This window comes from Achromobacter sp. (assembly GCF_049647645.1).
In the GTDB taxonomy this organism is placed as follows: domain Bacteria; phylum Pseudomonadota; class Gammaproteobacteria; order Burkholderiales; family Burkholderiaceae_B; genus Achromobacter.
In genome coordinates, this window is sequence record NZ_JBARYB010000241.1 from 13,526 (window position 1) to 27,321 (window position 13,796).

Below are 13,796 nucleotides of genomic sequence, written 5' to 3' on the forward strand. Positions count from 1 at the left end.
GCATTACGGTGCATCGTGAAAAAACAGTTCCAGGCCGACGCGCTCGCCCTCGCGCACACGGCTGACGGCATGCTTGAGATTGACGCGGTAGTAGCCCTTGGAGCCCTGGAAGGGGCGTTCCGCCGTGGCGATGATGGCGGCGTCGCCGAACTTGAGCGGCGCCACCAGCGGGCGCGATTGCATGCGCGGACGCTGCTCCGTCATCACGAATTCACCGCCTAGGAAGCCGTCGCCTGGCTCGGCCAGCAGCGCGACTACCTGCATGGGGAAGACCTGCTCGCCGTCGTTGCGCTGATGCAGCGCTACGTAGTCTTCGACGCCGAGCCGGTTCAAGTGGGAGAGCGCCCTGGTCTGGCCGGCGCTCCGGTTGCGCGCCAGGAATTCCGCCAGCTCGGCGGGATAGCGTGGGTTGGCGCCCATGAGTTCGTTCCAGCGATTGGCTAGGCCGGCCAGCCGGCGGTACAGCGCCGCGCGCCACTGCTCCAGCGGCGCCGGCATGGCGGCGTCGAAGTGGTAGAGGTCGCCGCGCCCCAGGCCGCTGGATTCCAGGCTTACCCGCCTGGCTTGCGGCGTGTCGATCTGCCGCGCCAGGCTGTGTGCCAGCTCGGTGTCCAGCAATCCGGGCAGCACGGCATAGCCTTCCGCATCGAGCTGTGATCCGATGTCCGCCCAATCCAGGCGCTCCAGGCGCGTCTCGAAGGCGCTGTCATGCATAAGGTTCTCATCAGGGTCCGGTTGGTGTGGAAGCGAGCGTGCCGTCATGTTGCGTCATGGAAGATGAGGCCCACGGTGTGGCGCCGGCCGCTGTGCACGCGGCTCACGCCATGCCGCATGGCGACCTTGCGCGGGCCGCGCGCGCCCGCCGCGGGTCGTTGATTGACGGTGAACACCACCGCGTCGCCCTGGTTCAGCGCCACGACATCGGCGCGCTGGCCTTCAGCCCCAAGTTCCGTCATGACGAATTCGCCACCAGTGAAATCCTTGCCGGGCTCCGATAGCAGGATGGCGACCTGCAGCGGAAACACATGTTCGCCATAGAGATCCTGGTGCAGGCAGTTGTAGTCGCCTTCGCCATACTGAAGCATCAGCGGCGTGGGGCGGGCCTGGCCCGCCCGGTGGCAGCGTTGCAGGAAGGCGTCCAGCTCGGGCGGGTACTGCGTATCCGTGCGCAGCTGCTGATTCCAGCGGTTGGTTATCGGCGCGAGCCGGGCATAGAGCGCATGGCGCAGTTGATCGAGCAGCGGCGGCAAGGGATACGCGAAGTACTGGTACTCGCCACGTCCGAATCCATGGCGCGCCATGACGATGCGCGACCGGAAGCGCGCTTCGTCCGGGTACAGGGCGGCGAGCGCGCGGCATTGCGCGGGGGGCAATAGCGCGGGCAGGACGGCGTTGCCGTGGGCAGCAAGCGCGTGCTCCACGTTATCCCAGTCATAGTCGCCGGCTTCTTTCATGTTCCCGTCCCTCGCTTACCGCAGCGCGCATGCCTGGCCCTCCCGGTGATTACAGGCAAGCCCAGTATAGAAACCCAGCGATTTCTTGAAACTCCGTTTGTTGCGCTTCGATTGTCCAAAAGAAAAAACGCCGCGGATGCGGCGTTCTTCGGGCGGGCGCAAACCGTCGCGGCTTACAGGCGCGAGTAGGCCTGTTCCAGCTCGCGGTGCAGCGTATCGGCGAAGTCCTCGCGCGCAGGATCCAGCTGCGACAGCAGGCGGGCCAGCACCACGTTGTCTTCCTCGCCGTTCCAGATCTTGATGTAGGTGCCTTCCTTGTAGCCATGCTGCTGGCGGAAGATGTTCAGCACGTTCTTGGACACGTATTGCGTGTAGGCGTCGTTCCAGCTCATCTCGCAGGACGTCATGGTCTGTTCCAGCACCTTGAAGCTGGCGCGGCCGCACACGGCCAGGCCGCCGATCAATTCCAGCAGCTCGGGCACGTTCAGCTGATCCAGCGCATGGGCCTTGCCGTCCAGCGAGACCGAGGCCGGGCCGGACAGGTCGGCGACCAGCGCGCCGGCGGCGGCGGCGATGTCGCCGCGGGCTTGCACGATGGTGTGCGACAGATAGAAGTGCAGGATGTCCACCAGCTCCATCTGCACCTGCGGCAGGTCGATGGTCTGCTTTTTCCACCACTTCCAGCCGTAGTGTTCCAGCGCTTCGGCGGATTCGACGAAGGCGGCGCGCAGGAAGCGGGCTCCGCCGTTGACCCAATCCGGATTGATCATGCTGTTCAAGTGGCCCTGCAGCTTCAGCATCGTGGCCGCCTGGGCCTGGTTCAATCCGACAACGTTATTCACTTTCACTCCGTGGTTCATGGGTCTTTCGACAGCGGCGGAAATGTTAGCACCATTGCCCGCGGGCTCAGGCGTTGCCATCCTTGCGGTACGACGAACGCTTGAGCGAGGGCAGGGCCGCCTTGTTGCGCGGATTGCGCGCGCTGCGGCCTGCCTTGAACAGCATGACGGCGAAGAACGCCAGGAAGACGGCCGGCATGGCTTCGTCCAGGTCGAAGCCGGGGCCGCGCAAGGCGCCGAAGATGATGCGCACCGCAGCCCAGCCCGCCAGGATGCCGCCCACGGTCAGGATGATGCCGATCTTGCGCTGCGTGGCGTGGCGGGCCATCGACACCGTGGCGGCGTCCTCCTGCCCCGGAACCGTGGGAGCCTGCCAGGGCTGTTGGGGCGGCGGGGCGGAATTGCCCCAGGGCGCGCTGGACAGGTTGTCGGAGCGGGTGGCAGGCGCGGGTGGCGGCGGCACGGGGGAAGCCGCCGGCCGGGAGCCTGAGCGCTTGTCCGGAACCTGGCCGGGCGTTACGCCGCCGGTACGCGTCAGGTTCTCGATATAGCGCGCGAAGTCGCCATCCCTGGGCTCCCCATCTATGGCCATGGCCCCTCTCTCCGGTTCAGTTGCCGCGGCGTTGGCGCGCCGGGACCCGGCGCTTGCGCAGCATGGCTATCAACAGCCCGCATCCTAGCAGCACCGAGAGTCCCGCGCCGATCATCATGGCAATCTGTTGCGCATTGTCCGCCGTGCCCAGGCTGCGCGCCGTAATGTAGCCCGGCGCCAGCATCAACGGCATCCAGAGGATGGCGGACGTGACGTTGGCCAGCTGGAAGCGGCTGTGCCCCATGCCCATCACGCCGGCGACGGTGGGGATGGTGGAGCGGATGGGGCCCAGGAAGCGGCCAATCAGCACGGAGGCGAAGCCGTAGCGGTAGAAGAACAGGCGGGCGCGCGCCACGCCGCTGCGCTGTTGCTTCAGCGGCCAGCGGCGCAGTACGCCGGGGCCGGCCCAGCGGCCCAGCCAGTAGGACAGGGCGTCGCCCACGATGGCGCCGGCGATGCCCCAGGCGATGATGCTCCAGGGGTTCAGGGTGCCGGCGCCAATCAGGCCGCCGGTCAGCAGCATCAGGGCCGTGGCCGGGATGAACAGGCCCAGCAGCACCATCGATTCGCCCAGGGTGAGCAGGAAGGTGATAGGGCCCGCCCAGGCCTGGTTGGCCTCGATGAACAAGGCGATCTGGTCGACGTATTGGTCCATAGATACAAAGTTGAAATTTAGCTGAACGCAATCGGGTATGTTAACGCCTGCGGAATTGGCGGTGCGCCGTATAGTCCGTCTGGATGAAGCTAATTGTTGGAGAGTTATGGATTCGGTTACGCAGGCGGTGCTGGGCGCGGGCATACAGGGGGCCCTGCTGGGGCGGGTACAGGGCAGGCGGGCGCTGATCTACGGCGCCGCGCTGGCCACGGTGCCGGATCTGGATGTCCTGATGAGCTACCCGGACCCGGTGTCGCTCATGACCTACCATCGCGGCTTCTCGCATTCGGTGTTCGTCCTGACCGGCCTGGCGGCCTTCCTGGCCTGGCTGATCCGCAAATACTGGCCGCAGGCGCCGTACAGCGGGCGCCGGCTGTTCCTGACCTTGTGGCTGGTGCTGGTGACCCATCCCGTGCTGGACGCCTTCACGGTCTACGGCACGCAGCTATTCTGGCCGCTGGCACTCATTCCTGAAAGCTGGGCCGCCGTGTTCATCATCGATCCGGTCTATACCGTGCCGTTGCTGCTGGCGGTGCTGTTCGCCATCGGCTTCGGCATGACGCGTACGGCACGCAGGTTGCTGGCCGCGGCACTGGTGTTCAGCACGGCCTATTTGGGGTTTGGGCTGGCCGGCCGTATCGCGGCGGAGGATCGCGTGCGCGCAGCGATGCAGGGGCAGGGCATCGCCGTCAGCGAATTGCGCGCCGTGCCCATGCCTTTCAACACGCTGGTGTGGCGCATCATCGCCAAGACGCCCGACGGCCATTACTACGAATCGGTCAGCAGCCTGTTCGACCGGGAACCGCCGGAATGGCTGCGCCAGCCGCTCAACCTGGACGTGGCGCAGGCGCTGGCGGACGCGCCGCTGCACCAGCGCCTGCGCTGGTTCACGGACGACTGGCTGCGCTACGACGTCATCGGCAACGCGCTGGTGGTGACGGACCTGCGCATGGGCATGGCGGGGCATTACACCTTCCGCTTCAAGATGGCTGAACGCGCGGCGGACGGCAATTGGCGGGCGGTGACGCCTTCCAGCTGGCCCAGCGAGCGCGGCGGTTGGGGCGAGCTGAAGCTGGTGCTCGCCCGCATCCTGCACGCGCAGCCGCCCTTGCCGCTGGCGCAGTGGTCGGAGTTGTCGACGCGATAGGCTGGTAGCTTCCGGCCGGCGGCTACTGGTTCCGTATCCCTTTTTCCTTGACGATCGCGCTCCACCGCTGGTTGTCGCGGGCCACGATGCCTTGCAGGTCCGCGGCCGAGCCACCGGTGGCGTCGTAGCCTATCTCCCGCAATTGGGTCTGGCCCTTCTCGGTTTGGAGATAGGCGTTGATCTCTTTCCCCATCGCCTGCACGAACTGCTCCGATGTGCCGCGAGGAAAGAAGAAACCGACCCACTGCTCCGCCACATAGGAGGGGTACCCCTGTTCCGCAATCGTGGGAATATCAGGAAAAAGGCTGCTCCGCTTGGCTGAGGTCACGCCCAGGATCTTGACCTTGCCCGCTTGCTGCTGGCTTTCCGCCAAAGGCACCTGGGTGACCAGCATATCGATCTGATTGCCCATGATCGCCGCGGTCGCGGGCGCGCCGCCCTGGTAGGGAACATGGAGCATTTCGATGTCCGCGGCCTGCTCGAACAGCGCCAGGCCCACGTGCCCCAGGCTGCCGACGCCCCAGGAGCCGTAGGTGAGCTTGCCGGGCTGCGCCTTGGCCAGGCGGACGACATCCGCGGCCGTATTGCCGTTGAACGCCGACCTGAGCGTAAGGGCCAGTGGCAGCGTCCCCAGGGGAGCGATCGGCTCGAAGTCCTTGACCGGGTCGTACTTCAGATTTGGATAGACATAGGGACTGATCGCAAAGGTGTCGGTGTTGCCGACGACGATGGTGTAGCCGTCCGGCTTGGCGCGGGCGCCGGCTTCCGTTCCGATGGAGCCGTTGGCTCCAGGCCGGTTTTCCACGATGAATGCTTGCCCGGTGCTGGCCGAGAGCGCATTCATGACGGCGCGGGTGCCCACGTCCACCGCGCCGCCGGCCGGCCAGGTCACGATCACGCGCACCGGCTTGTCGGGGTACTTCGCGGCCTGTTGCGCGTGGGCAGGCGCGCCGATTCCGAATGCCCCGCAGGCAATGGCGGCAGCCGCCCACGCCCTGGCTTGGGTCAAGTACAGCATTGTTGTCTCCTTATGGTTGTGCAAGCCGTGGCGTCCCCGCTGAGCTTGAGTAATAATGCTATCAGCTTGTCGTCTTGTATGACAAGAATATAAGATGTTGATAGGACAAAATGATTGGGCCTGCTAGAATGCTCTTTCTTTCACCATGTAGCCGGCAACGCCATGAATTCACCTGCCTTTTCCAACATGCGAGTCGTCAGCGAGGCCTCCCCCACGCGCCGCCTGGTCGCCCAGAACATTACGGACGCCATCATCCAGGGGCGCTTTCTCCCGGGCGAGCGTCTGGTGGAGCGCGAGCTGTGTGAACTGCTGGGGGTCAGCCGGACGTCGGTCCGGGAAGCCCTGCGCGAACTGGAAAGCGACGGCCTGATAGAGAACATCCCCAACAAGGGGCCCATCGTTGCGCGCATCAGCTGCAAGCAGGCGCAGAGCATCTATGAGGTCCGCGCCGTCATGGAAGGCTTGGCCGCGCGCTTGTTTGCCGAGCGCGCCTCGGATGCGCAGATAGAGCAGTTGGCGTCGGCCATCGAAGGAATCGGTCAGGTGTATGCCGATTTTTCGCCGGAGCGCTTCATCGAAGCCAAGGGGCGTTTCTATCAAACCCTGCTGGAAGGCGCCGACAACGAAGTCGTAGCGCAGGCGCTGAAGTCCATCCATGTGCGGGTCAACCAGTTGCGCGTGTTCTCGCTCAAGCAGCCGTCCAGGGCCAGCGCCAGCTTGAGCGAGCTGCGCGCCTTGATCGAACGCGTCAGGCGCCGGGACGGCGCCGGCGCCCAGGCCATCACCATTCAGCACGTCACCAACGCCGCCTCGGCCGCGTTGGAAGTCATGAAGGCCATGGAAGCCGCATCCACAGAACAACAAGCCGGCTGACTTCGGGTCGGCGGCAGCGGGATCACTCAACCACGGGAGACATTGCGTGAACCAACCAGACCCCATCCACCTGCATGCGAACCGCGACGGCATCAGGTATGAAATCCGCGGCAGCGTCGCGCCGGGTTTCGAGAAGCTGGCCTCGCAGTTCCAGGAACACTTCGCCCATGGCTTGGAACTCGGCGCGAATGTCTGCGCCACCGTGGGCGGCCAGGTCGTGGCGGATCTCTGGGGCGGTTTCAGCGACAGGGCCAGGCAAACACCGTGGGAACGCGACACCATCGTTTGCATGATGAGCGTGAACAAAGCCGTCAGCGCCGCTTGCATCTTCCATGCGATGGAGCAGGGGGCGCTGGACGTGGCGCGTCCCGTCGCCGACTACTGGCCCGCGTTCGCGGCGAATGGCAAGGCCCATATCCCGATCCAGTGGATTCTGGACCACCGCAGCGGCCTGCCCGTGGTGGAACCCCGGCTGCCGAAGGGCGCCGCCTACGATCATGCGCGCATGAGCGGCGCGCTGGCCGCCATGAAGCCGCTGTGGGAGCCGGGGACCCAGGCGGGCTATCACATTCTTAGCCAGGGTTATCTGTTGGCGGAGATCATCCGCAGGGCGACGGGCCGGACCATGGGCGGCTACTTCGCCGAGCATTTCGCGAAACCGCTGGGGATCGACTATTTCGTCGGCGTGCCCGAAGCGGAACTGGAGCGATGCGCCGAGTTCTGCATGGTGCTGGGCGGAACGATTCTTGACGAAGCGGCCAAGGATCCGGACGGCTGGCAAGGCCGGGCCTGGCATCAACTGAAGGAAGGCGAGGATTTCAACTCGCGCGAATGGCGCACTGCCGAGATCTGTTCCGCCAACGGCCATGGCAACGCGCGCGCGATGGCCCGCTTTTTCGCCATGCTGGCCAATGATGGCGTCCTGGACGGCAAGCGGATTCTCGCGTCCGAGACCATACGCAGCATGTCGGCGGAACAACACCAGCTGACGGAAGTGGTCATGCAACGCCCGTATCACCAGGCCAGCGGTGTGCTGCGGAACTCGCCGCCCATCTGCTTCCAGGGACCCAATCCAGGCTCGTTCGGGCATCACGGCGTAGGTGGTTCCATAGGCTTCGCGGACCCGGAAAACAGGATCAGTTTCAGCTATGCCACCAATCGCATGCATGCGCGCAAGGACAACGGCCCGCGCGCCGGACTGCTGATCAAGCAGCTCTACGAAGCCGTGGGCGTCGATTGCGACACGCCCGACTATGCCAGCACGCCGATCGCGTCCTGGAACAGGGGGATGTGAATCGCCGGTCCGGCGCAAGGGGCTGCATGATTGCCTGTCCGATTCCGCGTGTGTAGAATAAATCTACACTCAACGTCAGGTTTCATTCATGTCGGTCACGACGGCTCTTTTGCAGATAGGCGAGCTGGCGCAGCGCACGGGCGCCAGCCATCGCACGATTCACTACTACGAACGCCTGGGCTTGTTGCGGCCGGTTGAGCGGGAAGGCGCCGGCTACCGTTACTACAACGGCGAGGCGGTGCAGCGCCTGGAGAAAATTGCCGCCCTGAAGAAGCTCGGCCTGAGCCTGGATGAAATCGCCCAGGTCATCGATCTTTACTTCCAGGATGCGTCGGGCATCAAAGGCAAGGAGCAGGTGCTGAAGATATTGCAGGCCCAGTTGCAGAGTACGCGTGAACGGCTCGGTGAACTGCGGTCTTTCGAGAAGGATCTGCAAGCCAACATCGTCCGCATGGAGGGACTCATCGCCGAGGCGCGGGACAAGCGCAAGTAGCTTGCGCGCCGGAAATCGTCCTTAAAAAATTTTGCCCTTAATCTACACCTAACGTCAGGTTCATATTTGAATCCTGTTCAACCGCAAGCCTGTGAGGAAAGCATGATCCACAAGAGTGTTTCCACTGGAGTTCCATCCCGGTTCATCCGGCGCCCCAACTGCTCCAGCCTGGCGGCAAGGCCCGCCGCGGGAGGTGTCCTGTGAACAAGAGAGAGCTGCTCAAATCCACCGGCGTGGCCGCGGTGACGCTGGCTTCCGGCGCCTGGGCCCAAGCCGCAACGCCTGCCGCCAGCGGCAAGCCCGGCCTGGCGCGCAGCGCTTTCGTCTTCATCGAGTTCCAGGACGAATGGCTGGATCCGGCCGGACCGCTCAACCGGCTGATGCAGGATCGCCCGCTGTTCGACAACGCCGTCAGCAATGGCGCGAAGATCCTCGAGCGCGCGCGCGCCGCCAATGCCAACATCGTGCACGCGGGGCTGACGCTGACGAGCGACCCCGACTACCTGCTGTTTGGCCGGGGGCGCGGGAAATCCGGTTTGAAGGGCGCGATTCCCGCCGCAGGCACTTGGCGCGATGAGGCGCGGGTGCGCTTTCCCGAACCCTTCACCCCCCGGAAAGGCGAGTTCATCGTGGCGGGCCGGTCCGGCGCCAGCGTGATCACCAACTCGAACCTCGACCCCTACCTGCGCAACAACGACATCAATCACCTGTACCTCCTGGGATTTGCCTTGCACGTTTGCGTCGAATCGACGCTGCGCCAGGCGCACGACCTGGGGTACGAAGTCACCGTGGTCGCCGATGCGGCGCCCGCATTTACCGCGCAACAGCAGTCCCATGTTCTTGAGCAGGTGGTGCATCACTTCGGTCACAGCGTGACAACACCAGAATTGCTGCGGCAACTCCAGGCGTCGGGCTAGTGCCGGCGGCTTTGGCGCCGGGTGCCGTGGCGCCGCCGACAGGTTCCTTGGAGAGGGGGCTTGCCGGCGGCTTTTCATCTTGCGGGTCCGCTCGTATTGACCGCCATCCAGGCCCTGCATTATTCTTGTTCAACTTATAGGAACACAAGTTCCGTTTTGTGGAACAAAAATGAGTATTCTCGATGGCGTCCAGCGCGTGCTGGGGCTATATGCGGAAGGGGCGTCGGAACTGAGCTTCACTGAAGTGGCGGCGCGCCTGTCCATGCCCAAGAGCAGCGCATCGCGTCTGCTCAACCAGATGCAGCACTACGGCCTGCTCGATCAAGACGCCCTCACGCGCCGCTACCGCGCCGGGACCATGCTGGCCCAGGCCGTGCGCGCCGGCATGGCGGCCACGCCGCTGGACGACGCTTGCCGTGCGGTGCTGGCCCGGCTGTCCGACGACAGCGGCCTGACCGCCTATCTCTCCACCCTGAACCAACATGAAACCGTCGTGCTGCAGCGCCTGAACGGCTCGCACCCGGTGCAGGTGCTGTCGCCGCCCGGCTCGCGCCGCGCCGCCTCGGGCACCGCCATGGGCCGGGCGCTGCTGTCGCGCCTGAGCGAACCTGAGTTCCAGGCGCTGTACGGCGCCGATGCCGACCGGCCGCTGCCCACCGAAGGCCGCGACTGTCCCGCCACGGTCGGCGACCTGGCCCGCCTGGTGGCGCAGACCCGCACGGACCGTTGTGGCGTGGCCATCGACCAGGCCATGCCCGGCATAGGCGCGGTGGCTGCCGCCGTGCGCGACCCCGCCACCGGCGAACTGCGCGGCCTGTGCCTGTCCTTTGTTTCCTTCCAGGCCGATGCCGCCCGCGTCGCGCGCTTGCGCGAGTCCGTGCTGCGGCAGGTGGGGGCGCTGGGGCGCGAACTGAACGATCCCTATTGGCTGGCTTGAACGCATTCAGGCCCACAACAGATGCGTCCGCGCCGGCGGACATCCAGAAAATCCCCTTACGGAAATCTTCCACATGAACCTACTGCTCCTCAGCAATTCCAGCAGCGATGCCGGCTATCTGGTCCACGCGCTGCCCGACATCCGCGAACTGATCGCCTCCTTGCCGCCAGGCGCGCCGGCCGTCTTCGTGCCGTACGCCGGCGTTACGCGCGACTGGGACGACTACACCGCGCTGGTGGCGTCGGCGCTGGCGGATACCGGCCTGAATATCCAGGGCCTGCATCGCGCCGAGGATCCCGCAGCGGCGCTGGAAGGCGCCGCGGTCATCATCGTGGGCGGCGGCAACACCTTCAACCTGCTGGGCCAGCTGCGCCGCCTGGGACTGCTCGACGCCGTGGCGCGCCGCGTGCGCCAGGGCGCGGCGTATCTGGGCTGGAGCGCCGGGTCCAATCTGACTTGCCCCAGCATCTGTACCACCAACGATATGCCGATCACCGATCCGGAAGGCTTCGACGCCCTGGGCCTGCTGTCGTTCCAGATCAATCCGCACTACACCAACGCCCATCCCCCTGGACACCGCGGCGAAACCCGCGCCCAGCGCCTGGCGGAATTCTGCGCGCTGAATCCGCAGATGCCTGTGCTGGGCCTGCCGGAAGGCTCCGCGCTGCGCGTGCGCGATGGCCAGGTCGACCTGATCGGTCCGCATGATGCGCCGCTGTTCATCGGCCGCGAAGAGCCGCGCGTGTTCCGTCCGGGTCCCGTGGAGATCCCGGCATGAAGCACGTCATCGACACCATTGAACTGCTGTCCTCCGCCCACATCACGGGCGAGGCCGTGGCTGAACAACTGCGCGCGGCCGGCAACTGCGAGGTCGAAGTGACCCGGCTGGAGCGCGACGGCGCCGCCACCGAATTCCTGTCCATCGTGATTCCCGGTCTCGATGACGCTGCGCCGCAGCTGGGCATCGTCGGCCGCCTGGGCGGCATCGGCGCGCGTCCCGCGGTCACTGGCCTGGTGTCCGACAGCGACGGCGCGGTGGTCGCCATCGCCGCGGCCTTCAAGCTGATGGCCATGGCGCGCCAGGGCGACGTCCTGCCGGGCACGGTGCGCATCCGCACCCACATCTGCCCGCGCGCCGGCACGCGGCCGCACCATCCGGTGCCGATGATGCGTTCGCCGTTCCCCATGCGCGAGATGATGTCGCATGAGGTCGACCCGCGCATGGACGCGATCCTGTCCGTCGACACCACTCGCGGCAACCGCCTGGTCAACCAGCGCGGCGTGGCGCTGACGCCGGTCGCGCGCCAGGGCTATCTGCTGCGCATCCCCGAAACCATGCTGGATGTCATGGGCTGGGTCAGCGGCGAACTGCCGCTGACCTTGCCGCTGACCACGCAGGACATCACGCCCTACGAAAACGGCCTGTGGCACGTGAACTCGCTGATGCAGCCCACGATCGTTACCGGCGCGCCGGTGGTGGGCGTGGCGCTGACCGCGCAGACCACCGTGCCGGGTTGCGCCACGGGCGTCACCAACGCGGTGGACGCCGACGTCGCCATGCGCTTCTGCATCGAGATCGCCAAGCTCTACGGACAAGGCGCGATGAGCTTCGTGGACGAAGCCGAATGGGCCGCGCTGCAAAGCCGCTACGGTTCGATGGCGCATCTGCAGACCGTGGGCCGCGTAGACGCGGGCGCGGCATGAGCGCGCAGCCGCGCCGCGTGGCGTTCTTCACCATCGGCCAGTCGCCGCGCAGCGACGTGGTGCCCGAGATGGCGCCGCTCCTGGGCGCGCAGGTGCGCATCGACGAGTTCGGCGCGCTCGACGGCCTGGACGCCGCGGGACTGGCCGCGCTGGCGCCCAAGCCGGGCGAGTACCGCTTTGCCACCCGCATGCGCGACGGCTCGCAGATTGAACTGGACGCGGCGGCCGCCGAGGCGCGGCTGGCCGAGGTCATGCGCCAGGCCGATGCCGCAGGCTACGACGTGCTGGTGCCGCTGTGCACCGGCACCGCGATCGCGCCGATGCGCACGCTGGTGGTCGAGCCGCAGCAGGTGGTGGACCATCTGGTCGCCGGCCTGGCCGAGCATTGCCGCAAGGTGGGGCTGGTGGTGCCGCTGGAGGCGCAGGTCGACGCCTTCCACATGGTCGTGCCGCTGTCCTGCGAGACCGTGGTCGTGCATGCCTCGCCCTACGAAGCCGACGCGGCGCAGGCCGCGCGCAACTTCGAGCGGGCGGGCCGCGAACTCGCGTCCTGCGACCTGATCGTCATGCATTGCATGGGCTACGCCGAGCGCATGCGCCAGGCAGTGGCGCAAGCCTCGGGCCGGCCGGTGCTGCTGTCCAACCGCATGGTGGCGCAGACGCTGGCGCAAATACTGGAATAACGCCGCGGGTACCGTCCTGCGGCCTTGCCGCGCACAGCGATGCGCGGCAAGGCCGGGGCGGACGAGCGGCGAGAGGAGACGAAGCGGGCTTCGTCAATCAATCGTTGGGAGTGTTTTTCATGTTCAGCCGTACTCTGCATCGCGCCGCTGGCGCATTGTTCGCCGTCACAACCCTGACGGCCGCGCCGGCCTTTGCCGCCGACGCCTGGAAGCCCACCAAGCCGGTGCGCCTCTTGGTGGGCTTCGCGCCCGGCGGTTCCGCCGATACCCTGGCACGCCTCCTGGCCGAGCCGCTGTCGCAGCGCCTGGGCCAACCGGTCGTGGTCGAAAACCTGGCCGGCGCCGGCGGCAACATCATGGCCTACCGCCTGGCCCAGTCGCCGGCCGACGGCTACACCATCGGCATCGCCGCCGCCGGTTCCATGGCCATCACCCATGTCCTGAATCCCAAGGGCACCAACTACAAACCGACGGATTTCACGCCCATCACGTTGGCCGCGGTGCAGCCCAACGTGGTCATCGTCAACAAGGACGTGCCCGCCAACAACCTGGCCGAGCTGAAGGAATATTTCCAGAAGACGCCGACCGCCACCTACGGCACCGCCGGCGTGGGCATTTCCAACCACCTGATCGCCGAGACCATGCTGTACAAGCTGGGCGTGAAGGTGCCGCACGCCGCCTACCGCGGCGCCGCGCCCGTCATCACCGACCTGCTGGGCGGCCACATCGCCATGACGATGGACAACATCTCCACCGCCGCGCCGCTGGCCTCGCAAGGCAAGGTCAAGGCCATCGCCGTGGCTTCGCTCAAGCGCTCGCCGCAACTGCCCAATGTGCCGACGCTGGACGAGCAGGGCCTGAAGGGCTTCGACATGCCGACTTGGCAAGGCGTGTTCGCGCCCGCCGGCCTGCCCGCCGACGTGCTGGCCGCCTACTACGCCGCCATGCAGGACGTGCTGAAGCAGCCCGCACTGGTCGAGAAGATGGCGGGCCTGGGTTCGGAGCCGGTCACCGGCATGACGCCTGAGCAGTTCAGCCAATTCCTGGAGAAGGACCGCCAGCAATGGGCCGACATCGTCAAGGCGGCCAACATCAGCCTGGAACAGTAAGCCGGCTTGCCCCCAAAACCCTCCGCCAAGGCGGAGGGTTTTTTCATGGAGTGAGGCATCCTGCTTGACCCTGAAGCGGCT

General features: G+C 66.0%; 16 protein-coding genes. 10 read left to right on the forward strand and 6 right to left on the reverse strand.

Going from position 1 to position 13,796, the window contains the following annotated elements:
• Positions 1-3: 3 nt before the first annotated feature.
• From WBB14_RS27675 to WBB14_RS27695, 5 genes are all read right to left on the reverse strand, one after another.
• A complete protein-coding gene (locus tag WBB14_RS27675) occupies positions 4-714 on the reverse strand; it encodes a 2OG-Fe(II) oxygenase (RefSeq protein WP_424242593.1) in 711 nt (236 codons plus the stop codon).
• A gap of 44 nt (positions 715-758) precedes the next feature.
• Positions 759-1,454: a 2OG-Fe(II) oxygenase gene (locus WBB14_RS27680; RefSeq protein ID WP_424242594.1), complete on the reverse strand. Its 696-nt coding sequence runs from the start codon at positions 1,452-1,454 to the stop codon at positions 759-761.
• A 173-nt stretch (positions 1,455-1,627) separates the two neighbouring features.
• Positions 1,628-2,314 carry a dUTP diphosphatase gene (locus WBB14_RS27685; protein ID WP_424242595.1) on the reverse strand — a complete coding sequence of 229 codons (687 nt, stop codon included), beginning with the start codon at positions 2,312-2,314 and terminating at the stop codon, positions 1,628-1,630.
• Between the two features lie 46 nt (positions 2,315-2,360).
• Complete coding sequence (locus tag WBB14_RS27690; protein ID WP_424242596.1) at positions 2,361-2,885, reverse strand: hypothetical protein; 525 nt, start codon at positions 2,883-2,885, stop codon at positions 2,361-2,363.
• Between the two features lie 16 nt (positions 2,886-2,901).
• Positions 2,902-3,540 (reverse strand): DedA family protein, encoded by a 639-nt coding sequence (locus WBB14_RS27695; RefSeq protein ID WP_207464546.1) that lies wholly within the window; start codon positions 3,538-3,540, stop codon positions 2,902-2,904.
• Between the two features lie 106 nt (positions 3,541-3,646).
• Here WBB14_RS27695 and WBB14_RS27700 point away from each other — a divergent pair, with 106 nt between their 5' ends.
• On the forward strand, positions 3,647-4,687 hold the full coding sequence (locus tag WBB14_RS27700) for a metal-dependent hydrolase (protein WP_424242597.1): 1,041 nt from the start codon (positions 3,647-3,649) through the stop codon (positions 4,685-4,687).
• 22 nt (positions 4,688-4,709) lie between these two features.
• Here the strand turns inward: WBB14_RS27700 and WBB14_RS27705 are convergent, their stop codons facing one another.
• Positions 4,710-5,705: a Bug family tripartite tricarboxylate transporter substrate binding protein gene (locus WBB14_RS27705; protein WP_424242598.1), complete on the reverse strand. Its 996-nt coding sequence runs from the start codon at positions 5,703-5,705 to the stop codon at positions 4,710-4,712.
• Positions 5,706-5,867: 162 nt separating this feature from the next.
• On the opposite strand from WBB14_RS27705, the gene WBB14_RS27710 reads away from it, so the two are divergent.
• From WBB14_RS27710 to WBB14_RS27750, 9 genes are all read left to right on the forward strand, one after another.
• Positions 5,868-6,578, forward strand: a complete 711-nt coding sequence (locus tag WBB14_RS27710; RefSeq protein ID WP_424242599.1) for a GntR family transcriptional regulator — start codon at positions 5,868-5,870, stop codon at positions 6,576-6,578.
• Positions 6,579-6,624: 46 nt separating this feature from the next.
• Entirely contained in the window at positions 6,625-7,872 is a 1,248-nt protein-coding gene (locus WBB14_RS27715) for a serine hydrolase domain-containing protein (RefSeq protein WP_424242600.1), read from the forward strand.
• An 88-nt stretch (positions 7,873-7,960) separates the two neighbouring features.
• Positions 7,961-8,365, forward strand: a complete 405-nt coding sequence (locus WBB14_RS27720) for a MerR family transcriptional regulator (protein ID WP_424242601.1) — start codon at positions 7,961-7,963, stop codon at positions 8,363-8,365.
• Positions 8,366-8,565: 200 nt separating this feature from the next.
• Positions 8,566-9,282: a cysteine hydrolase gene (locus WBB14_RS27725; RefSeq protein ID WP_424242602.1), complete on the forward strand. Its 717-nt coding sequence runs from the start codon at positions 8,566-8,568 to the stop codon at positions 9,280-9,282.
• A gap of 169 nt (positions 9,283-9,451) precedes the next feature.
• Positions 9,452-10,219: an IclR family transcriptional regulator gene (locus tag WBB14_RS27730; RefSeq protein ID WP_424242603.1), complete on the forward strand. Its 768-nt coding sequence runs from the start codon at positions 9,452-9,454 to the stop codon at positions 10,217-10,219.
• Positions 10,220-10,292: 73 nt separating this feature from the next.
• Entirely contained in the window at positions 10,293-10,997 is a 705-nt protein-coding gene (pepE, locus tag WBB14_RS27735; RefSeq protein ID WP_424242604.1) for a dipeptidase PepE, read from the forward strand.
• Positions 10,994-11,923 (forward strand): DUF1177 domain-containing protein, encoded by a 930-nt coding sequence (locus tag WBB14_RS27740; protein WP_424242605.1) that lies wholly within the window; start codon positions 10,994-10,996, stop codon positions 11,921-11,923. Before pepE ends, WBB14_RS27740 begins: the two co-directional genes overlap by 4 nt.
• A complete protein-coding gene (locus WBB14_RS27745) occupies positions 11,920-12,606 on the forward strand; it encodes an AroM family protein (RefSeq protein ID WP_424242606.1) in 687 nt (228 codons plus the stop codon). The genes WBB14_RS27740 and WBB14_RS27745 overlap by 4 nt, the downstream gene beginning before the upstream one ends.
• Positions 12,607-12,725: 119 nt before the next feature.
• Complete coding sequence (locus WBB14_RS27750) at positions 12,726-13,715, forward strand: Bug family tripartite tricarboxylate transporter substrate binding protein (RefSeq protein ID WP_424242607.1); 990 nt, start codon at positions 12,726-12,728, stop codon at positions 13,713-13,715.
• Positions 13,716-13,796: the final 81 nt, after the last annotated feature.

Coding starts and splice junctions, on each gene's coding strand:
- WBB14_RS27675 (WP_424242593.1), bottom strand. CDS start 714: ATGCATGACAGCGCCTTCGAGACGCGCCTGGAGCGCCTGGATTGGGCG.
- WBB14_RS27680 (WP_424242594.1), bottom strand. CDS start 1,454: ATGAAAGAAGCCGGCGACTATGACTGGGATAACGTGGAGCACGCGCTT.
- WBB14_RS27685 (WP_424242595.1), bottom strand. CDS start 2,314: ATGAACCACGGAGTGAAAGTGAATAACGTTGTCGGATTGAACCAGGCC.
- WBB14_RS27690 (WP_424242596.1), bottom strand. CDS start 2,885: ATGGCCATAGATGGGGAGCCCAGGGATGGCGACTTCGCGCGCTATATC.
- WBB14_RS27695 (WP_207464546.1), bottom strand. CDS start 3,540: ATGGACCAATACGTCGACCAGATCGCCTTGTTCATCGAGGCCAACCAG.
- WBB14_RS27700 (WP_424242597.1), top strand. CDS start 3,647: ATGGATTCGGTTACGCAGGCGGTGCTGGGCGCGGGCATACAGGGGGCC.
- WBB14_RS27705 (WP_424242598.1), bottom strand. CDS start 5,705: ATGCTGTACTTGACCCAAGCCAGGGCGTGGGCGGCTGCCGCCATTGCC.
- WBB14_RS27710 (WP_424242599.1), top strand. CDS start 5,868: ATGAATTCACCTGCCTTTTCCAACATGCGAGTCGTCAGCGAGGCCTCC.
- WBB14_RS27720 (WP_424242601.1), top strand. CDS start 7,961: ATGTCGGTCACGACGGCTCTTTTGCAGATAGGCGAGCTGGCGCAGCGC.
- WBB14_RS27730 (WP_424242603.1), top strand. CDS start 9,452: ATGAGTATTCTCGATGGCGTCCAGCGCGTGCTGGGGCTATATGCGGAA.
- pepE (WP_424242604.1), top strand. CDS start 10,293: ATGAACCTACTGCTCCTCAGCAATTCCAGCAGCGATGCCGGCTATCTG.
- WBB14_RS27740 (WP_424242605.1), top strand. CDS start 10,994: ATGAAGCACGTCATCGACACCATTGAACTGCTGTCCTCCGCCCACATC.
- WBB14_RS27745 (WP_424242606.1), top strand. CDS start 11,920: ATGAGCGCGCAGCCGCGCCGCGTGGCGTTCTTCACCATCGGCCAGTCG.
- WBB14_RS27750 (WP_424242607.1), top strand. CDS start 12,726: ATGTTCAGCCGTACTCTGCATCGCGCCGCTGGCGCATTGTTCGCCGTC.